The organism is Fredinandcohnia onubensis, from assembly GCF_002734285.1.
GTDB classification, from domain to species: Bacteria; Bacillota; Bacilli; order Bacillales; family Bacillaceae_L; genus Ferdinandcohnia; species Ferdinandcohnia onubensis_A.
On record NZ_NSEA01000011.1, the window covers coordinates 281,016 to 301,330 of the forward strand.

Genomic DNA, 20,315 nt, shown 5'->3' on the forward strand with positions numbered 1-20,315 from the left:
TAGGCCCACACGATGTGGGTCATAAAGACGTTGCCACAGGATGTGGCGTTCTTAGTCTTTGAACTTACTGCTCGAAAAGCTCCTTTGAAAATCTGTGGCATCCGCCGGAGGCAAACATTATTCAGTAGGGGTTAAAACCCTACTGAATAATGTTAGTAATCAAAACGGGATGTAATCATTTTTTTACGCGTATAGAAATTTACTCCGTCCTTACCATTCACATGGAGGTCACCATAGAATGAATCCTTCCAACCAGAGAATGGGAAAAAGGCCATTGTCGCTGGTACACCCACATTGATGCCAAGCATTCCCGCTTCTGCTTCTTCTCTGAATTGTCTTGCCGCCCTAGCATCCTTTGTATAGATGGTGGCTCCGTTCCCAAATCGGGACTTTTGAATATATTCAAGGCCTTCGTCTAAATCCTTGGCACGTAGTAAACTTAAAACAGGTGCAAAGATTTCTTCTTTAGCAATCGTCATTTCTGGGGTTACATGGTCAAAAATGGTTGGGCCCAAAAAGTTACCTTCTGGCATTTCATCCATTTCTTTTCTTCCGTCTCTAATAAGTTGCGCACCTTCTTCAAGCCCTTTTTCTACATAACCTAGGACTTTATTAAGATGTGACTCGCGGATAACGGGTGTTAAGAGCACCTCATCATCCATTCCATTTCCAATTGTGAGACGATCTGCAGCATCCTTTAACGCAGATACAAACTTTTCACCATCTCCAACAACGACAACGGCACTACACGCCATACAGCGCTGCCCTGCACTACCAAATGTAGAGCTAATGATATTGGCTACTGCTTTTTCCATATCGGCATCTGGCATCACGATATGATGGTTTTTCGCACCTGATAAAGCTTGAACGCGTTTCCCCTGTTGCGCTGCACGTTCATATACATATTTCGCAACTGGCTGTGAGCCTACAAATGAAATTGCACTGACATTTGGATGATCTAATAAACCATTTACAACATCATGTGCCCCATGGACAACATTTAAAACGCCGTTTGGTGCACCCGCTTCTGTAAATAATCTAGCAAGCTCATTAGCTAGCATTGGCGTCCGCTCTGACGGCTTTAAAACAAACGTATTTCCACAAGCAATTGCCAATGGGAACATCCACATTGGGACCATCATTGGGAAATTAAATGGAGTAATTCCGCCTACAACTCCTAGTGGATATCGGAACATTTCAGAGTCTATATCCTCTGCAATATTTGATAATGTCTCACCCATCATTAAAGTAGGTGCACCTGCTGCAAATTCAACACATTCAATTCCTCGTAGAACCTCACCATGTGCCTCTTTATATGCTTTACCGTTTTCTTGGACAACAAGTCTTGCTAGCTTTTCATGATTTTCCGTTAATAAATAGTGATATTTGTATAAGATCCTTGCCCTTTTCGGAACAGGAGTATTTTTCCATGTTTTAAATGCTTCTCTAGCCGCCTTTACAGCCAGGTCCACATCTTCTTTTGAAGAAAGCGGCACACGTACTAATGTTTCTTTTGTTGCCGGATTGGGTACCTCAAGTGATTGAGTTCCAAGGGCGTCCACCCATTCCCCATTTATATAATTTTTCAGAACAACTGTTTCATTTTTGACTACTGACATTTTTTGTACAGCCTCCTTTTTCGTATTTCAATATTCGTTAATCCTTAACCTATATGTAAATTATCCCTCATAATGAAAATGCTTTCATTAGACATTCTGTAAAATAACTGCTTGTTATTTTTCCACACTTTGAATACTCCTTGCACGAAAAAACCCACTAACTCTAGTGGGCTATAAAACTTCCTTTTTCTCTTTTAATTGTTTTGATGAAATTAAAAACTCATATGATAAAATCATAAATTCAATTGCGAGCCGTTTTTCGTGATTCATAAAGTCTGAGCCTAGTAGCTTTTCTAGTTTTTGAATGCGGTGATATAATGTTTGCCTCACTACAAATAAACGCTTTGCCGTTTCTTGCTTCGAGCCGTTACATGATAAATAGGTTTTAAGTGTATCCATTAGTTTTCCATTATATTTTTTATCATAGGCAATGACCGGCTCCAAATATTCTAGAACAACCTCCTGCAAATCGATATGTCTGTTAAGTAACGAAATAAGCCTAAAAATATGTAAGTCATCATAAAAATAGCTTTGGGCTGGTATCGACATACGGTTTTGAATTCGGATTGTTTCAATAGCGGTTTGATAGCTTTTATGTAGATCAGTAAGCTCTTCTATAAATTTTCCAACGCCAAGTATCGGTTTGACTTTGTCATTACCTAGTTGTGACTCAGAGTCCATTAACCTTTGGATCCCATCTTGGACTCTCGCTTTCCACGTCCCATGATTTCGTTCATTGAGAAGGATAAAAACAATTGTGTTTCTTTTATCTGCTACGTAAAGGGAAAATCCCTGTTGTTCAAAAACGGCACGAGTAAACATTTTGAAATAGGTTAAATCACTTGTTGAATAATCTTCAATTGAATCTATTTTGCAAATACATACAACAGCTCCCTTTGGTTTACTTGTTGAAGTAAGAGCTAAATAGTCTTTAATCGATTCTTCATTTTGTTCACCGTCCAACCAATCATTGATCCATTCTGTTTCTTCTACTTTTTGTTTCTCCTCTACATATAGATTTCGTAGAAAAAGTTGTGCAAGCGCAGTTGCCGTTCGATCCAAAATGAGGTGGTCAAATTCGGTTACCTCTCTATCCTCAGAAATGATCGCAAGTTCTGCATAGCTTTCGCCTAACAGATGGATTGGAATTTTGGCTATATAAGTCGAATCTTCAGTCTGCGAATGCAGTAATTCAAGTAGTTTCTTACGTTTTTGCTCGGTAGCTTCTGGAATAAATTGAGTTTCCCTGTTCGTAAAGAGGATAATTACTTGGACTTGGAGATAGCTTCTAATAAATTTTAGAATTTCAACATAATGATCGATGGTTAATAATCTTTTATTTAATGCCTGTGAGTAACTTTCAAGATTGGATATCATTTGATATTGGCTGTTAATAAGTAGCCCGTGAATATCTTGGGTGATTTCAACAAAAGGTACTTCCTTTAAAAAAAGTATTATTGGAAATTGTGACTTGTTTGCGAGTTCAATGATTTCTGGTGGGATCGATGAGGTGTATATTCCTAATTCAATACAAATACCTGCTGCCTGCGAATCAATTAATTGCTCAATGACGGAGATAAATTTCTCCTTATTATCCCTCCAAGCAACACCGGTTGAAAGAATTAATTCATGTCCATTTAAGAGATTCCTAATATTTACGATTTCTACAACGTGGACCCATTTTACTTGTCGCCCGAGTCCCTCTTTACCGGCGATAACTTTAATACTTTCAAAGTGCTTTCGACTTAAAATATCATCAACTGTAATATATGATTTCAATCTACAGCTCTCCTAAATTGAATTTTCAGATTAGTTCTATTATACGCGATAACTTGTCATTAAAGGAGTGTTTTTCCAATTTTTTTAAACTTTCCTGTTAAATGGCGCAAAAAAGCCAGCACCCTTTACCACTGGGTACTGGCTTTTAACTATTTTTATATTGGAACAGAAAACATTATGCACCTTCTTCTTGTTGCTTAATAAGCATTACCGCAAAGTACTTACGCCCTTCTGGGGTGATAATGTGTAAGGTTTCTTTTTCATCTTTTTTCTCAAAATCTACGAACGCTCCACTTAGGTTTTCTATTACATTAGTGATTTTATAGCCTTTTTGAAGGAAATAATCCACTTTGTCTCTCTCTTGCAAAAATACTTGATACTCTGACATGTACTGACACTCCTTTGTTTAATGTTTCAGGTACTATGCAGTCGTTTCTCGGTCGATATCAGCCTCATAAATATTGGCGTCTTCCTCGACAGTGCCTCCAGGTAGAGCCCAATTTAATAACACTCCCAAAATAGCTGAAAGTGCCATACCATGTATTTCAAAGTTTGCTGAAAACTTCATAATGGCTCCACCGATCCCCACAACTAAAATAACGGATGAAATAATGAGGTTACGCTTATCACCCAAATCTACTTTACTATCAACAAGCATCCGTAATCCAGATGCAGCGATAATCCCAAATAAAAGGAGAGATATGCCACCCATTACAGCTGTGGGAATTGAGCTGATGAGAGCTGTAATTTTACCGATGAACCCAAATAGTATCGCAAACACAGCTGCCCCGCCGATAACAAAGACACTAAATACTCTCGTGATGGCCAATACTCCAATATTTTCTCCGTACGTCGTATTCGGAGGACCGCCCATTAATGCTGCTAGCATCGTGGCAAGCCCGTCTCCCATTATCGAACGATGTAAACCTGGCCTTTGAATAAGGTCTTTTTGAACGACTTTACTTAATACCATTTGGTGTCCAATATGTTCAGATAATGTGACAATTGAAACAGGTACCATGAGTGCAATAATACTTAGAGTTACAGTGGGAGAATAATGAACAAATGGAAAAAGAAAATCAGGTACTTCGAAAATTTTTGCAGTCTTAACACCAGATAAATCCACTAAGCCAACAATGGCAGCATAAATATAACCTCCAACTATTCCAATTAAAACGGGAATTAAATTTAAAAAGCCTTTAAGGAAAATGGAGCTTAAAATAACAATCGCTAAGGTCACTAATGCAACTGTAAAATGAAGGAGACTATATTCACCATTTGAGTTATTCATTGCCATACCAACTGCTGTCGGTGCAAGACTAAGTCCAATTACGATAATAACTGGACCAACAACTACTGGTGGAAGTAATTTAACTAGCCATTTATGGCCTGTAGCTTTAATAACTAAAGCAACAATCCCATAGACTAGACCGGCTAGAAAACTTCCAATCATTGCCGCACCAGGACCATCTGCTGCTGTTGCCGCAATTATCGGGGCAATAAATGCAAATGACGAACCAACATATGCTGGAACTTGACCTTTGGTTATAATCAGAAAAGTGAGCGTCCCAATTCCACTTGAAATAAGGGCTACACCTGGACTCAAGCCAACAAGATACGGAACTAAGATGGTTGCACCAAACATAGCAAACAAATGCTGGATGCTTAAAATCAAAAACTTACCTGGTGGCGGTGTCTCGTTTATCCCCAAAACAACCTTCGAATCTTCACTGCTCATACCAAATCCCCCTTTTCATTTGTTTTTGTCAAAGCTTAAATTTTAAATATTCTGAATTATCTTGGCGTATATTCACCTCATTTCCTCATCTCAAATGAAGGAAGGAGTTATACTCCCCCCTCTTTAACCCATAAATTAAATTGTAGCTGTTTTATCTTTTACAACTTCGTAATTTTCTCCGTACTTTGCACGCTTAATAAATTGACCTGCTCCTAATTTTCCAACAAACTTCTTATCACGGACAACAAATTCTCCTCTAGAAAGAACGGATACTGGTTCTCCGGTAAATTTCATTCCCTCAAATGCGCTGTAATCAACTGCCATATGGTGAGTCTCGGCCGAAATCGTCCGCTCAATATTCGGATCAAAAATGACAATATCAGCATCTGCACCGACTGCTATCGTGCCTTTCTTTGGATACAACCCAAACAGTTTTGCCACTCTAGTAGATGTTAGATCTACAAATTGATTAAGTGAAATTCGTCCCTTTTTTACACCTTCTGAGAATAAAACAGTTAATCGGTCCTCAATCATTGGACCTCCATTAGGAATTTTAGAGAAGTCACCTAAACCAAGCTCTTTTTGTCCTTTAAAATCAAATGAACATTGATCTGATCCAAACGTTTGAAGTTGTCCTGTTTTCAATGCAGTCCACAACACCTCTTGGTTCCACTTTTCTCGTAGTGGAGGAGACCAAACGTACTTAGCTCCTTCAAAATCTGGCTTTTCTAAATAGGTTTGATCAAGGACTAAATATTGAGGGCATGTTTCTCCCCATACATCAAATCCTTTTTCTCTTGCTGCTGTGATTGCTTTTACAGCATCTGCACAAGTAACATGAACAACATAAAGTTGAGAATTTGCAAGTCCTGCAAAGGTTGCAGCTCTTTCTGTAGCCTCCCCTTCGATTTCCTGTGGTCTTGTTAATGCATGATAGATTGGATCTGTTTTTCCTTCACTTAATGCCTTTTTCACAAGATAGTCAATGACATCACCATTTTCAGCATGAACCATGACCAGTGCTCCTAAATCTTTTGCCACAACTAATGTTTTAAATAAAGTTTCATCATCTGCCTGAAGCACATTTTTGTATGCCATAAATACTTTAAAGGATGTGATTCCTTCATTTTCGATCACGGATGGAAGCTCATTTAAGACAGCATCCGATACCTCTCCGATAGAGAGATGAAAGCCGTAATCAATAACTGCTTTCCCTTTTGACTTCTGATGCCATGTTTGAATTGCATCTTTCAGAGGTTCTCCTTTATTCGATAAGCAAAAATCTATAACCGTCGTTGTTCCTCCAAAGGCAGCTGCAATTGTTCCGGTTTCAAAATCATCTTTAGAGACTGTTCCTCCGAACGGCATTTCTAGATGAGTATGCGGATCAATTCCGCCTGGAAAAACATAGCATCCATTTGCATCAACTACTTCTGCACCTTCAGTCGGAAGATTTTTCCCAATTTGACTTATGACACCGTTCTCCACAAGAATTTCTGCTTGATAAGTATCTGTTGCTGTTACAATTGTTCCATTCTTGATCACTTTTTTCATCCAAAGTCCCCCTCAAAGAACGAAATCCCTTTTATTTTACAGAGTCAATTTTACAACTAACTGCACCAAGTGCCGCCTGACGCTCATTCCATGTCATTGGAGGTAATCCACTTGGGACTTCAACCATATCAATCGCTCCATCAACAGGACATACAATCGAGCACAAATTACAACCGACACAGTCTTCCTCTCTTACTTTTAAAATGTTGTAGCCATTTCCGTCCTTAAGCATGTCGATACATTGATGTGATGTATCTTCACATGCAATATGACATTTATTACAGTTGATACAAACATCATTATTGATCCTCGCTACAATTTTATAGTTAAGGTCAAGGTCACCCCAGTCAGAATATCTAGGCACTGTTTTTCCAACGATATCCATAACTGAAGCAATCCCTTTTTCATCCAGATAATTATCTAACCCTTCAATCATGTCCTCAACAATCCTAAAGCCGTGATGCATAGCAGCGGTACACACCTGAACCCCTGATGCTCCCATCAACATATATTCAACTGCATCCTGCCATGTTGAAATTCCACCGATTCCTGATATTGGAATGTTGATATGTGGGCTTCTTGCACATTCAGCAACCATATTAAGAGCAATCGGCTTTACAGCTGGACCACAATATCCACCATGCGCACCTTTACCCCCGACATGTGGAATCGTATTCCACGTGTCTAAATCAACTCCTGCTAAACTATTAATTGTATTAATCATACTAATGGCATCGGCTCCCCCTCTAGTAGCAGCCTCTGCGGTAGCTGTGATATCTGTAATATTTGGAGTAAGTTTCACAATAACCGGTGTTTGTGCAACTTCTTTTACCCAATAGGTTTGTTGTTCTACCAGTGAAGGTACCTGACCGGATGCAGAACCCATCCCTCTTTCTGCCATACCATGTGGACATCCAAAATTGAGTTCTAGTCCATCTACACCTACATCTTCCACTCTCTTTACGATTTCATGCCACTTTTCTTGTTTTGGTTCAACCATTAGTGAGGCAATGATTGTATGATTGGGAAAGAGCTTTTTTGTTTCTTTAATTTCTTTTAGATTCACCTCTAATGGACGGTCTGAAATTAATTCAATATTGTTAAACCCTGCTACTCGTTGCCCATTAAAACTAACAGCTCCAAACCTGGAAGTGACATTTAAAATGGGGTCACCTAATGTTTTCCATACTGCTCCACCCCAGCCTGCATCAAATGCCCGTTGCACTTGGTATCCGGAATTTGTTGGAGGAGCAGAAGCCAACCAAAATGGATTAGGCGATTCTATACCTGCTAAATTTATTCGTAAATCTGCCATAGATATGCCTCCTTTTGACCTTTTCGTTTTTTACACGATTTCGGAAACTGCACCAAACATGACCTTGTGAATCGCATATGCCGCATCCTTACCTTGCTGTGCGGCTGAAACAACCATTGCTTCTCCTTGACCCTTTCCAAAAATCACATCGCCACATGCAAAAACCTTATTATTGGATGTTTGGAGGGTTTCTTGATTAATTTTCACAACTCCACCATCATGCTCAAGACCAAATTGTTCAATAAGCTCTATATATCTTGTTTGACCAATGGCTTTAATGACCGCATCAACCTCTAAGATGAACTCAGAGCCCTCAATTGGTACAGGACGTCTCCGCCCATCTTTATCCGGCTCACCCAGCTCCATTTTGATGCATTCGATTGCTTTAACACGTCCTTGTTCGTCACCAATAATTTTTTTAGGCGCTGTTAGCCATCTAAATTCAACACCATCCTGTTTGGCAAATTCATATTCAAAATCATAGGCAGTCATTTCTTCAATCGTTCGTCTATAGAGGATTTTTACATTTTCCGCTCCCAATCGGACTGAACATGTGGCTCCATCAATTGCTGTATTTCCTGCACCAATCACTACAACCTTCTTACCTAAGAAGCGGTCTGAAATTGGCTTTGTTTTTGTTTCTTTTACAAAATCGATTGCGTCATAAACTCCATCCAATTCCTCACCATCAATACCAAGAGAAGGCACCTTTGACATACCAATTGCTAGAATGACAGCATCAAAGTTATTAAGAATTTCATCTACAGAAATATCCTTTCCAACTCTAGTATTGGTTCGGATTTTTACATCTAAGCTTTCTACCTGCTTAACCTCCCAGAATGATATATTCTGTGGAAGTCTAAATGAGACAATTCCGTAAGTGTTTAAGCCTCCAGCTTTTTCCGCTGCCTCAAAAATAGTAACATCATAGCCGAGTAAACCAAGTTCTCTTGCTGCCGAAAGTCCAGCAGGCCCACCCCCAACAATCGCAACTGATTTTCCATTTTTCTTACCTGGTTCGAAAAGTACTTGTTCATTTCGTATGGCCCAGTCTGTTGCATATCTTTGTAAATTACCAATCATGATAGGTTTTGTGGAATGATTTAAAACACAGGCACCCTCACAAAGTTCCTCTGTTGGGCAAACCCGAGCACAGCTAGCTCCGATAGGATTGGATTTCATAATGGTTTTTGCTGATCCTTTTACGTTTCCAGAAGCAATTTTTTTGATAAAGGTAGGGATGTCAATACCGGTAGGGCAGGCAGTAATGCAAGGGGCGTCATAGCAATAAAGGCAACGATTCGATTCTTCAATAGCTTCGCGGTTAGTTAATCCAGGGTTCACTTCATTGAAATTCATTTTTAAATCCTGATATGAAATTCTAGTGTTTGAAAGACTCATAGATTTACCTCCTTTATATAGTGGAAGTTGCAATATCATAAGGCCACAACATTGCAACTATATAAACCTACAAATAGAAAGCGTTTTCAATTAATATTAGTATTAACTACTCTTTTTTATGACTAAGCAGGAGCAGTTGTCCGAAAAATATGAACTTTATGTCTATTTTACTTATTAACTAGTACGATTGCATTATACAGAGTGTTAAAAGATAAAAGCTGTTTTCTACTCATAATGTAAAAGACCAAAAAAAAAGAGCGAGAGATTTAAGCCACAATGAATAGTAGCTTTTTAACCTCCGCTCTGTTTAATCTCTTATACATGAATCTCTTTGATAATCTTCGCTGGATTCCCTCCAACAACAACATTATCAGGGATATCTTTCGTGACAACCGCCCCGGAAGCGATGACAACATTATGACCGATCTTCACTCCAGGATTGATGATGGCTCTTCCACCAATCCAGACATTGTCCCCAATCGTTACAGGCTTACCGAACTCTCCAGCGGTGACTCTTTCAACTGGATGTAACGGGTGAGTTGCAGTATAAATGTGAACACCTGGTGCGATGAAGCAACTATCACCGATCTGAATTTCACATACATCTAAAAACACACAATCAAAATTCGCATAAAAGTTTTCGCCAACATGGATGTTGTACCCATAATCACAGCGAAATGTAGGCTCAACATAAAGATTCTTCCCAGTGCTACCAAAAAGCTCCTTTAGGAGTCTCTCACGTACTTCATCGTCCGTTTCAATCGTTTGATTGTATAGTCTTGTTAGTCGTCTAGCATTAATTCTTTCTTTTACTAACTCAGGGTCTGCGGCATTATACAGCTCACCATCTACCATTTTTTGTTTTTCTGTCTTCATTACAATGTACACCTACTTAAAATCTGAATCCTTGTAGATCAATTTATTTACTTTTAAATTATAATCATTTATAAATTCATTCTGAAACGATTCCCACTCACCTAGGGAATCATAATATTTAGCCATCGTATTCTTCTTGCCTACCTTTTTTCCTCTTACCATAAATTCCTTCGGAGCATAGTAATGAACATCTCCATTTTTTTTCAGCTTGATTGGAATGATAACGGAAAAATCAATACCCATTTTTTTATCACGTACAACCATCTTCTTGGTAACATTGTTATCTGTCCTGTCAATCACTTGTGTCAAACAGTAGGCACGCTCATTTTCGAATGAAATTTTGTTAACTCCGTTACGTTTTACGGTAGTCATTTATCCGTCCTCCTAAGGTAAGTACTTCCTTAATCATAACACATTCATCATATAAAGTTAATTTTTGGAAATGTAGACGAATGTGGCAAAAATAAAAAGGAAGAAATCGATTTGATTTCTTCCCTTGAATAAATTATCCGTTAGATATTAGTTTTGTCCGTTTCCGTTTTTACCTTGGCTGTTACCATTGCCTTGACCTTTACCGTTGTTCTCTTTGTTTTGGCCATTGTTTTTGTTTGCATGATTATTTTGCTTTTGTTCTTTTGCTTGTTGTTGTTTTTCAGTCTTTTTAACTTGTGCTTGTTGTTTCTTCTCTTGTGCCTTTTCTAGAGCTTGATCACGCTTTTCGTTTACTTTTACTTGTTTCTTTTCTACTACAGGAGCAGCAACCACTGGTTGTACTTCTGTTTCAGTTGTTTCTTCCACTACTGGCTCAACCGCTACATCTTCAACTACTACTTCTTCCCCAACAACTGGTTCTTTGGCTTCTTCTGCATGCTTAGCTGCAAACTTTTCTGCCTTTTTCTCAAGTTTTGCAAGCTTCTTGTCTAATTTTGCAAATGATTTTTGAATATTTTTCATTAACGCTTTTTGAGCAGTTGGATTTTTCACATTTGCTAGTGCTGCAGCTAATGCGTCAATGTTATTTGCAAGCTTCACTTCAACTTCTGTTCCTTCTGAATCAACAGCAGCGTCCTCTTCTACAACTGCATCTTCTTTAACAACTTCCTCATCTGTTGCTGCTTCTTCAACAGCATCTTCTTCTGTTGCTTCTGTTTCTTCGTTAGCAACCTCTTCAGAATCTGTTAGAGTTTCAGTTGCAGCTTCTTGAGTTTCAATTGCTTTTTGAAGCAACTCTTCAGCTTCTTCTGTTTTACCTTCAGCTATTAAAGCATTTGCTTCTGCGATACGCTCTGCCGCAAAATCAGCTAAAAGTTTTGCTTCTTTATAATCATCAACAGTTACTGCAAGACGTACTTTTTCAATCATTTGTTTTACAAAATAAAAGAAATCTCCAGGTACTAAAGAAGGTGCTTCTTCCGCTTGAACTTCCTCTTCAGTTGCCTCATCTTCAGCAATTACTTCATTCTCTTCTGATTCAACTTCTTCAGTATTTTCTTCCTCTGTTACTTCTTCACCTTCGCTTACTTCCTCAGTAGCCTCTTCATCTGTCTTTTCTTCGCCTTCGACTACTTCCTCAGTAGCTTCTTCACCAACGTTTTCTTCTACAACTTCTTCTACAGATGTCCCGTAGTTTACAGGAATTTGTTCAACTGTTTCTTCCGTAACAACTGTATCTTGCTCAGTGCCTTCCTCGTTTGCAAAAGCGGCTGGTGTTGCTAATGATAAAATAAGTGCTGATGCTACTGTTCCGCTTACAATAGACTTTTTGAAATTGCGTTTCGACATTTATGAGTTCCCCCTATTTATAAAATACGATAAAAGCATTCGACGAAAGCTGACAGATATATGTCCGTTTATTACTAAAAAAAGAATATATGATTCATAAGTCTAATGAAATGCTAAAAAATTGCCAAAAGACCTAGTGCGATTGGCACTAGGTCTTAGTTACTTGTTAGGACTTTGTTGGTGACTTCAACATTTTTTCTGTAATAAACTCTTCAATCAATTGGGTGGCTTCTTTTACATTTTTCACATGCAGTACTTTGCTTCTGTCCTCTGCAATTTGTTCTGCTGTGTAGTGATACCTTGGATCATAATAATATTCTAATAGTAATTTCACGGCTGAGTGATAGTCTCCCGATTCAAGATCTTTTTCAATTTGGGCTGCAATTGGGGTATGGATTCTCTTTTTAATTCGTTGGAAGGCAGCCATACAATCGTTTGGAAACTCCCACGGACGGTAATCTTCTAAAATGTTTAACACGCGCTCTTCCATCGGCAAGTCTACAAAAATATGGTATCCTTCTTCCTTCAATGTTAGTACAAATTCCGGTACCGTTGCTCGGCCAACACGCTTACTTTCAGCCTCCAATAAGACATAAGGAGAATCTTTTATCTGAAGCACACGTTCCACCAACAGTAAGTCAAATACCTTTTGATTATGTGGCTTTTTCCCAATCATCCCAAAAACCGATCCACGATGATTTGCCATTCCTTCTAAATCAAGAACCGGATATCCTTTATTCTCAAGCTCGTTTAGAATTTTTGTTTTCCCGGAGCCTGTGTATCCATTAATGACCAAGGCCATTGGTTTAAAATCAGTCGCAAGCTCTTCTAATTTCTCAACAACCCATTCTCGATACCCACGGATTCCTCCAATTAGTCGTTTTGCATTAATTCCCATTAAATCAATCAGGGTTGCTGATGTCTTACTACGCATCCCTCCGCGCCAACAATAAACAACCTTTTCATCCTCAGGGAGTTTCGAAAACTCTTTTATAAAATTGGGAAGTTTGGCAGAAACAATTTCAAGTCCTTTTTCCTTTGCCGCATCTGGACTAATTTGTTTATAAACGGTTCCAATTTCTGCACGTTCTTCATCCGTAAAGATGGGGATATTTACACTACCAGGTATATTAGATTCAGCAAATTCAGAAGGGGAACGCACATCAACAATGGCGATCGGTGTCTCCTTCTGTAATTCCCGTAATTCGTCCACAGATATATCTTGAAACATCTATTTTCTTCCCTTCCAAAGTGTCTATCTACACTATTTCCACATTCTCTCTCTCCTATTATAAATCAGAAAAACTACTTTAGCTTAAAAGATGCAATTACATTAATTTTTTGAAATGATAGAATGAATATAATGATTGATGTCGGAGGAGTCTTTATGCTTATACCATCCCTTGCAAAAAAAATTATAAAAGAAGTACGTAGATTAATTGATGAGGATATTATTATCGTAGATGTTTCGGGAACGATTATTGCAAGTACTGATCCAAGTCGAATCGGAAGTTTTCACGAAGGTGCCCTCCATTCAAGTAGGGATCAAAAGAAAATGATCATCACAAACGATATGGAAAATCACTTAAAAGGGGTAAAGGCAGGCATCAATTTACCGGTTTTTTACCAGCACAAAGTTGTTGGGGTTATTGGTATTACTGGAAACCCTGAAAAAGTATCTGCTTACGGAGAACTTTTGAAAAAAATGACGGAGCTTTTAATTCAAGAGAGCTACTATGCTGAGCAAATGGAATTAGAGTCTCGTGCACTTGAAACCTTTGTTTTTGATTGGCTTCAAACGAAGGAAGAATCTGAAGAATTTTTGAAGCGTGCCGAGCATCTAAGTATCGATACTGAAATTAAACGTCAAGTTGTCATCGGTTCTATTAAAAGTAACACAGAAATTCCTCTTCGAAATATATGTAATCGGCTACAGCAAAGCTCATTTTTAAATGAAAAAGAAATTCTAGTCAGATGGGGCAATGAACGATTCCTTCTCCTGTTAAATGAACGCACAAAAGAACAAATACATAAAATACTCCGAAGCATAAAAAGGAAATTAGAAGCTATCTTCTCTGTGCAAGTATCGTTCGGGGTGGGAAGTGAGGATTTTTTTATCAAGAAATCATTTGATGAAGCCAATCGCGCCCTTCAGGTAGCTAAACGGACTAACTCCATCCAATTTGATGATGACTTAAAATTGGAGATGCTCGTTCATGAAACCAGTGGCAAGGTGCAAACGGAATTCGTTACGCGTACAATCTTTAAACTTCTGAATGACCCTGATTTATTGAAAACCTTACTTGAATTTATTAAACAAAATCAATCCGTCAAAGAAACGGCGGATTCGCTTCATATTCATGTTAATACATTATCCTACCGTTTTAACAAAATCGAAGAAGTTACCGGTCTACACCCTCGAAACTTCGCGGATTTAGTGGCACTTTACCTAGGCATTTTATTTTTGGATGATTCTATAAAATTTACCTGATAAATTCAAAAAGATTTGTAGCTTTCTACATAGCGGAACTATCCGCTTTTTTTTATGCTTATAGATAAGAAGATATTTTGGAGGCGTTCTCATGATTGATTCAAATGTTAAGCAGCAATTTTTAAAAATTGTCGGGCCTGAAAATTATGATGATTCAAAAACTGGTCGACTTGTGTATTCGTATGATGCGACACCACAATTCCAGTCGATGCCTGATGCAGTGATTTCTCCTCGAAACAAAGAGGAAATATCCGAAATCGTCAAGGTATGTAATGAATACAAGATTCCGATTGTCCCTCGCGGCTCCGGGACAAATCTCTGTGCAGGTACTTGCCCAACTGAGGGTGGAGTTGTCCTTCTTTTTAAACATTTAAATAAGATTCTAGAAATTGATGAAGAGAATTTAACGATAACAGTCCAACCTGGGGTAATCACTCAGGAGGTGACAACTGCTGTAGAGGCAAAAGGTTTATTTTATCCACCAGATCCTGGTTCGATGAAAATATCGACTATTGGAGGCAATATTAACGAGAATTCCGGTGGTTTACGTGGCCTTAAATATGGGGTAACACGAGATTACGTCATGGGGCTTGAGGCTGTCTTGGCGAATGGTGAAATCATTAAAACGGGAGGAAAGCTAGCGAAGGATGTTGCTGGATATGACCTCACTCGCCTATTTGTTGGCTCAGAAGGCACACTTGGCATCATTACCGAAGCCACACTTAAGCTCATTCCAATGCCTGAAACGAAAGAGACCATTCTTGCCCTTTATCAGGATTTGGAGTCAGCTGCTAAATCGGTTTCAAAGATTATCGCAAGTAAAATCATCCCAATTACGTTAGAATTTCTTGACCAACCTACTCTTGAAGCGGTCGAAGCCTTTGCAAAAATCGGACTACCAACTGATGCAAAAGCAGTTCTTCTTATTGAACAGGATGGTCCTGCTGAAATTGTAAAACGCGATATTGCTAGAATCAAAGAGATTTGCAAGGAAGAACATGCGGTTTCTGTGAAATCTGCGGAATCTGAGGAAGAAGCTGAAGCCTTACGAACAGCTAGACGTGCTGCACTTTCTGCTCTTGCACGCTTAAAACCGACGACCATTTTGGAGGATGCAACTGTACCCCGCTCTGAAATTGCAAACATGGTAAATGCAATTGGAGAAATCGCAAAAAAATACGACTTGAATATTTGTACCTTTGGACACGCCGGAGATGGAAATCTCCACCCTACTTGTTTAACAGATGTCAGAGACCGTGAAGAAATTGAGCGCGTTGAGAAGGCGTTTGAAGAAATTTTTGAAAAGGCGATTGAGCTTGGCGGTACGATTACCGGTGAACACGGGGTTGGCGTAATGAAAGCACCTTATCTTGAAATGAAGCTAGGTGCGGCGGGGATTGCCGCGATGCAAGCAATTAAAACGGGGCTTGATCCTAACAACATTATGAATCCAGGTAAGATGTTTGCAAAGGATTCTAGGAAACGCGTGGTGGTTTCAAAATGACAACGATAAACGAACAACAAAAAATCCAAAAAGAATTCCAATCCCGGATGGATCAAAATGAATTATTAAACTGTATGCGTTGTGGGTTTTGCCTTCCTACCTGCCCTACCTATATCGAGTCCGGTTATCAAGAATCTCACTCACCAAGGGGAAGAATTGCTTTAATGAAAGCAGTGGTGGACGGGCTTATTGAACCTGATGAGGACTTCGAAAAATCACTAAATATGTGCTTAGGCTGTCGAGCTTGTGAACCAGTTTGTCCTTCAGGCGTTAATTATGGGCACCTTTTAGAAGAAGCAAGAGATATCGTACATCAAAATAAAAAGCATTCGCTACCTGTGAAAGCTATAAGAAATACGGTTTTTGAGGGTCTCTTCCCCCATCAAAATCGGATGCGAACTTTAACCGGTTTACTTGGTGTCTACCAGCGCTCTGGCATGCAAAAGGCAGTTCAAAAAAGTGGTCTTTTGAAGTTTTTACCTGATAGCTTTGCTACTATGGAACGCGTACTTCCAGACGTGCCATCCTTAAAGGAACTAAAAAATCGACCATACCATCTTGAACCTATCGGTGTACGAAAGAAAAAGGTTTCCTTTTTCACAGGCTGTTTAATGGATACGATGTTTATGAAAACAAATGATGCCACCATGAAGCTCCTTCAATTGGCAGGTTGTGAGATTGTCATCCCAAAAACACAGGCTTGTTGTGGGGCTTTACATGGGCATAGTGGCGAAAAAAACAAAGCGAAGGAACTAGCAAAACAAAATATAGCGGCCTTTGAAGAGATTGAAGCTGATTATATCATCACGAATGCGGGTGGCTGCGGTGCCTTTTTAATTGATTATGATCACCTTCTAAAAGATGAACCCCAGTGGGCAGAACGAGCGAAATCATTTTCGAGAAAGCTTAAGGATATCTCATCCGTATTGGTAGAATTAGAGTTTCATAAAAAAGAGCTTTCCCTTGATGCACAAATTATCACCTACCAAGATTCATGCCATTTGCGAAATGTAATGAAGACGGCGTCTGAACCTAGAGAGCTACTTCAATCTATTAATGGCGCAACTTATCTGGAAATGAAAAATGCGGACAGCTGCTGCGGCTCTGCTGGCATCTATAATATTGTAGAGTCTGAAATGTCGATGAAAATATTAGATTCAAAAATGAAAAACGTTAAAGATACACAAGCAAAAACAATTGTCACAGCGAATCCCGGTTGTTTGCTGCAGATGAAACTTGGCATCGAACGGGAAGGCTTGTCGGATCAAATGCGAGCCGTTCATATTGTTGATTTATTACTTGAAGCCATTGAGAAATAGGTTAAAAATAAACAAGAATCGTCTTGGTATCAGAGACGATTCTTTGGTTTACATATATATCTAATTACTTTGTTTTATTTGGGTCCGGAACAGCATTTCTGATACAGTAACAAATTCATATCCTTCTTCTTCTAGTTCTGTGAGTATTTGGTCTAATGCTTGAACGGTTTGCGTTCGATTTCCACCTGAATCATGAAAAAGAATAATGTTTCCTGGTTTCACACCTGAAATAACCCTTTTCGTGATTCTGTTAACCCCTGGATTTTTCCAATCCTTCGTGTCTTGATGCCAAGACCATAAAACAACATGATATCCATTTTCTGCTACAGTGTTAATAATAACCTCATTGTAACTCCCACCAACTGGGCGAAAAAGAGTTGGGCTAAATCCGGTTATTTCTTTAAGAGTGTCGGTGGTTATTTCAATTTCATTTTCAAGTTTTTGGGAATCACGTACAATATTTGAATGATTAAAGGTATGGTTTGCAATTTCATGCCCCTCCAATACTTCTCGACGAATGATTTCAGGGTGTTTAATTGCATGTTTTCCAACAACAAAAAAAGTGGCTTTTGCTTTATGCTTTGCTAAAACGTCTAAAATTTGTGGTGTGTAAACTGGACTTGGTCCATCGTCAAATGTGACGGCTACCATCTTCTCATCTGTCTTCACTTCCCAGGTGGCCTTACCCGTTTTTTCAAAGTCAAAGCGTTCTGTTGCCTGTGCAGGGATATGATTTAAAAATAGGAAAAGAACAACCATTACTATACATCTTCCCAAAAAAGTGCCCCCTTCTATCATAAAGCTTTATTGGGTAGTTTATGGATTTTTTTTGATAATTATTAGGCTAGCCAATGGAATTTAATTACGGAATAAAAAAAGACGAGATTGTCTCCTCGCCCTTTGTCATGCATGATTAATTTATTTTAGTAAATACTTTTCTATATAATATTTTGTTACGGACAAATACTCGCGGCCGTATGCTTTTACCAAAGTAATTCTTGGAGTTTTTGCCGGTAGTCCGTTGACCTTCAAATTAGCGTCTTTGGCAATTTGGACTGAACGGTAAAGATGATAATCATTTGTCACTACAATCCCTAGCTTCGCATCCTTAGGTATAAATTCTTTTGAGAATTTAATATTTTCATAAGTACTCGTTGAGCGGTCTTCTAGATAGATTCTTGATTCAGATATCCCTTTTTCCACAAGCACTCTTCTCATCGCTTCCGCTTCTGTAATATCCTCACCCGGCCCCATGCCACCTGAGGCAATTAAAATCGTGTTCTCATTTTCCTTCGCATATTCGGCCGCCGCTTCAATTCGGTATTGTAACGCAAGGGACGGAATTTCTCCATTCACCTTGGCTCCAAGAATGATCAAATAATCGGCATTTTTGGGAGGCGCTGTATCCACATACTGAGATATTTTATAATGAATGCTTCCGAAATAAACAACCCCAATAATGAGTAAAATTCCTAATAAAAGTAACATCATTTTCCTCTTTTTCAAATTAGTAACAACCCCTTCAAGGTTATTCTATTATTATATCAAAAGGAGAATGAAGGACTCTAGTAGTAGAAGTAATTTCTAAAGAGATAAGAAATGTAATAATTAACCACTTGTGTATCGTTTTCGAGTTAAAAGGTGATAAAAGCATACGTAAAAATGATTTGCGTATGCTTTTATGTTGAATCCAGTATAAAACCATTCATAAAATCCAAATAAAGGTAAAAATCCTTAAAAAAATGATGGTAATTGTAAAAATCATCCTTTTGCGTATCGTTTTTATGAAAATAAACAATTAAAGCATACGTAAAAAAGATTTGCGTATGCATTTCTAGGGATTTGCATAATAAAACCATTCGTAAAATCCAAAAAAAGGAAGAAATCATTCAAAAAGTGATAAGAATTGTAAAATCCATCCATTTGTGTATCGTTTTTAAGAAAAAATTCAATAAAAGCATACGTAAGTAAGATTTGCGTATGCTTTATATGAATTCTTGTATATAACCATTCGTAAAACCCTACACTGGGTGTTCCTCAGCTTCATTTTAGTTAAGCCAATTTTGATTTTCCAGATCTTCGTAAAAGGGCAGAAAACTGTCCATTTCGATATCAGCCCTTGCTAAAACATCCTGTGAATTCATCTTTGAGACAAATCCAAGTTCTCGGGTTGCGTTAACCGTTGACCAAGGTTTGTCCTTGTTATCTGACACCCCATAATATGTCCCAAACTTCACCGTTGATTGAATCGCTAAATCAAATAATTGGATGACATCCTCGTGGCTTAGTAATGTTTTATTTATCCGTGGATTTGTTTGTAAATCCTTCACTTCATCAAGTCTGACACTGCCAATTCGCAAATTAATGACAGAAAGATTGTTTTCCTCCTCATAGGCCAAAATATGTCCGATATTTTCAGATGCCAATTTAAGTGTGCCATACAAATTCCTTGAGTAGGGATAATCATCAACAGTAATTTCACGGCCAAATGCCGAAACCCCATCTTTCTCATAAAAATCTGTTACATGATTGCTGCTTGCATAGACCACCTTACCTATACCAAGGTCAATTGCAGCTCTTAAAATATAAAAGGATGCAAGGAAATGAATTTCGGTCTTTTTGCGAAATTGAGTAACATCTTTAAAATCGTTTTTTGTTTTAACATTCAACAGGTTAACGAGTGCATCACAGTCAGCTGGAATTTTACGAATCAGTTCTTCAAAATTTGTCGCATCTACTTCGACGTGATTTGGTAGATCGTCTACCTTTTTATCTAGAATAGTGATGTCGTACTTGTCACTAAGCCCTGCTTCAAGAATCGAACCGATCAAGCCATTCCCACCGATGATGGCAATCTTCTTTTTCATTGTATTGCTCCCCTTTAGACTTGTCTTACTTGTTAAAGTTTGTTTTTATAGGAAAAAACATACATCCGAA

Annotated in this window: 17 protein-coding genes; 3 read left to right on the forward strand and 14 right to left on the reverse strand. The window is 38.4% G+C overall.

All coding sequences use genetic code 11. The annotated features are described in order from the left end of the window. Positions 1-152 precede the first annotated feature (152 nt). The 11 genes from CKJ95_RS12790 to mnmH form a co-directional block, all read right to left on the reverse strand. Positions 153-1,619, reverse strand: a complete 1,467-nt coding sequence (locus CKJ95_RS12790) for a CoA-acylating methylmalonate-semialdehyde dehydrogenase (protein WP_099353811.1) — start codon at positions 1,617-1,619, stop codon at positions 153-155. A gap of 171 nt (positions 1,620-1,790) precedes the next feature. Continuing rightward, the gene (locus tag CKJ95_RS12795; protein WP_099353812.1) at positions 1,791-3,398 is read right to left on the reverse strand and encodes a PucR family transcriptional regulator; all 1,608 of its coding nucleotides are present in this window, start codon (positions 3,396-3,398) and stop codon (positions 1,791-1,793) included. 175 nt (positions 3,399-3,573) lie between these two features. Continuing rightward, positions 3,574-3,786 (reverse strand): hypothetical protein, encoded by a 213-nt coding sequence (locus CKJ95_RS12800; RefSeq protein WP_099353813.1) that lies wholly within the window; start codon positions 3,784-3,786, stop codon positions 3,574-3,576. A 33-nt stretch (positions 3,787-3,819) separates the two neighbouring features. Beyond that, on the reverse strand, positions 3,820-5,136 hold the full coding sequence (locus CKJ95_RS12805) for a solute carrier family 23 protein (protein ID WP_099353814.1): 1,317 nt from the start codon (positions 5,134-5,136) through the stop codon (positions 3,820-3,822). A 135-nt stretch (positions 5,137-5,271) separates the two neighbouring features. Further along, entirely contained in the window at positions 5,272-6,690 is a 1,419-nt protein-coding gene (gene hydA, locus CKJ95_RS12810; protein WP_099353815.1) for a dihydropyrimidinase, read from the reverse strand. A gap of 31 nt (positions 6,691-6,721) precedes the next feature. Further along, entirely contained in the window at positions 6,722-8,005 is a 1,284-nt protein-coding gene (gene preA / locus CKJ95_RS12815; protein ID WP_099353816.1) for an NAD-dependent dihydropyrimidine dehydrogenase subunit PreA, read from the reverse strand. Between the two features lie 30 nt (positions 8,006-8,035). Further along, complete coding sequence (locus tag CKJ95_RS12820) at positions 8,036-9,406, reverse strand: NAD(P)-dependent oxidoreductase (RefSeq protein ID WP_099353817.1); 1,371 nt, start codon at positions 9,404-9,406, stop codon at positions 8,036-8,038. A 315-nt stretch (positions 9,407-9,721) separates the two neighbouring features. Then, positions 9,722-10,282 (reverse strand): sugar O-acetyltransferase, encoded by a 561-nt coding sequence (locus tag CKJ95_RS12825; RefSeq protein ID WP_099353818.1) that lies wholly within the window; start codon positions 10,280-10,282, stop codon positions 9,722-9,724. A gap of 12 nt (positions 10,283-10,294) precedes the next feature. After that, on the reverse strand, positions 10,295-10,654 hold the full coding sequence (locus CKJ95_RS12830; protein ID WP_099353819.1) for a hypothetical protein: 360 nt from the start codon (positions 10,652-10,654) through the stop codon (positions 10,295-10,297). 147 nt (positions 10,655-10,801) lie between these two features. Further along, the gene (locus CKJ95_RS12835; RefSeq protein WP_099353820.1) at positions 10,802-12,064 is read right to left on the reverse strand and encodes a DUF5667 domain-containing protein; all 1,263 of its coding nucleotides are present in this window, start codon (positions 12,062-12,064) and stop codon (positions 10,802-10,804) included. 166 nt (positions 12,065-12,230) lie between these two features. Next, positions 12,231-13,295, reverse strand: coding sequence for a tRNA 2-selenouridine(34) synthase MnmH (mnmH, locus tag CKJ95_RS12840; protein WP_099353821.1), 1,065 nt, complete (start codon positions 13,293-13,295; stop codon positions 12,231-12,233). Between the two features lie 156 nt (positions 13,296-13,451). Between mnmH and CKJ95_RS12845 the strand changes: the two genes are divergently transcribed. The 3 genes from CKJ95_RS12845 to CKJ95_RS12855 all read left to right on the forward strand — a co-directional run bounded on the left by CKJ95_RS12845 (position 13,452) and on the right by CKJ95_RS12855 (position 17,378). Beyond that, positions 13,452-14,555 carry a CdaR family transcriptional regulator gene (locus tag CKJ95_RS12845; protein WP_099353822.1) on the forward strand — a complete coding sequence of 368 codons (1,104 nt, stop codon included), beginning with the start codon at positions 13,452-13,454 and terminating at the stop codon, positions 14,553-14,555. A gap of 91 nt (positions 14,556-14,646) precedes the next feature. Next, the gene (gene glcD / locus CKJ95_RS12850; protein ID WP_099353823.1) at positions 14,647-16,059 is read left to right on the forward strand and encodes a glycolate oxidase subunit GlcD; all 1,413 of its coding nucleotides are present in this window, start codon (positions 14,647-14,649) and stop codon (positions 16,057-16,059) included. Further along, a complete protein-coding gene (locus CKJ95_RS12855; protein ID WP_099353824.1) occupies positions 16,056-17,378 on the forward strand; it encodes a (Fe-S)-binding protein in 1,323 nt (440 codons plus the stop codon). The genes glcD and CKJ95_RS12855 overlap by 4 nt, the downstream gene beginning before the upstream one ends. A gap of 60 nt (positions 17,379-17,438) precedes the next feature. Here CKJ95_RS12855 and CKJ95_RS12860 read toward each other — a convergent pair whose 3' ends face one another. The 3 genes from CKJ95_RS12860 to CKJ95_RS12870 all read right to left on the reverse strand — a co-directional run bounded on the left by CKJ95_RS12860 (position 17,439) and on the right by CKJ95_RS12870 (position 20,245). After that, positions 17,439-18,155 (reverse strand): polysaccharide deacetylase family protein, encoded by a 717-nt coding sequence (locus CKJ95_RS12860; protein ID WP_099353825.1) that lies wholly within the window; start codon positions 18,153-18,155, stop codon positions 17,439-17,441. 141 nt (positions 18,156-18,296) lie between these two features. Further along, entirely contained in the window at positions 18,297-18,866 is a 570-nt protein-coding gene (locus CKJ95_RS12865; RefSeq protein ID WP_257215791.1) for a YdcF family protein, read from the reverse strand. A gap of 560 nt (positions 18,867-19,426) precedes the next feature. Beyond that, positions 19,427-20,245 (reverse strand): NAD-dependent epimerase/dehydratase family protein, encoded by an 819-nt coding sequence (locus tag CKJ95_RS12870; protein WP_099353827.1) that lies wholly within the window; start codon positions 20,243-20,245, stop codon positions 19,427-19,429. Positions 20,246-20,315 lie beyond the last annotated feature (70 nt).

What these genes read in the sequence shown, in the direction of transcription:
- CKJ95_RS12790 (WP_099353811.1), bottom strand. Translation starts at nt 1,619, where the DNA reads ATGTCAGTAGTCAAAAATGAAACAGTTGTTCTGAAAAATTATATAAAT.
- CKJ95_RS12800 (WP_099353813.1), bottom strand. Translation starts at nt 3,786, where the DNA reads ATGTCAGAGTATCAAGTATTTTTGCAAGAGAGAGACAAAGTGGATTAT.
- CKJ95_RS12805 (WP_099353814.1), bottom strand. Translation starts at nt 5,136, where the DNA reads ATGAGCAGTGAAGATTCGAAGGTTGTTTTGGGGATAAACGAGACACCG.
- hydA (WP_099353815.1), bottom strand. Translation starts at nt 6,690, where the DNA reads ATGAAAAAAGTGATCAAGAATGGAACAATTGTAACAGCAACAGATACT.
- preA (WP_099353816.1), bottom strand. Translation starts at nt 8,005, where the DNA reads ATGGCAGATTTACGAATAAATTTAGCAGGTATAGAATCGCCTAATCCA.
- CKJ95_RS12820 (WP_099353817.1), bottom strand. Translation starts at nt 9,406, where the DNA reads ATGAGTCTTTCAAACACTAGAATTTCATATCAGGATTTAAAAATGAAT.
- CKJ95_RS12825 (WP_099353818.1), bottom strand. Translation starts at nt 10,282, where the DNA reads ATGAAGACAGAAAAACAAAAAATGGTAGATGGTGAGCTGTATAATGCC.
- CKJ95_RS12830 (WP_099353819.1), bottom strand. Translation starts at nt 10,654, where the DNA reads ATGACTACCGTAAAACGTAACGGAGTTAACAAAATTTCATTCGAAAAT.
- CKJ95_RS12835 (WP_099353820.1), bottom strand. Translation starts at nt 12,064, where the DNA reads ATGTCGAAACGCAATTTCAAAAAGTCTATTGTAAGCGGAACAGTAGCA.
- mnmH (WP_099353821.1), bottom strand. Translation starts at nt 13,295, where the DNA reads ATGTTTCAAGATATATCTGTGGACGAATTACGGGAATTACAGAAGGAG.
- CKJ95_RS12845 (WP_099353822.1), top strand. Translation starts at nt 13,452, where the DNA reads ATGCTTATACCATCCCTTGCAAAAAAAATTATAAAAGAAGTACGTAGA.
- glcD (WP_099353823.1), top strand. Translation starts at nt 14,647, where the DNA reads ATGATTGATTCAAATGTTAAGCAGCAATTTTTAAAAATTGTCGGGCCT.
- CKJ95_RS12855 (WP_099353824.1), top strand. Translation starts at nt 16,056, where the DNA reads ATGACAACGATAAACGAACAACAAAAAATCCAAAAAGAATTCCAATCC.
- CKJ95_RS12865 (WP_257215791.1), bottom strand. Translation starts at nt 18,866, where the DNA reads ATGTTACTTTTATTAGGAATTTTACTCATTATTGGGGTTGTTTATTTC.
- CKJ95_RS12870 (WP_099353827.1), bottom strand. Translation starts at nt 20,245, where the DNA reads ATGAAAAAGAAGATTGCCATCATCGGTGGGAATGGCTTGATCGGTTCG.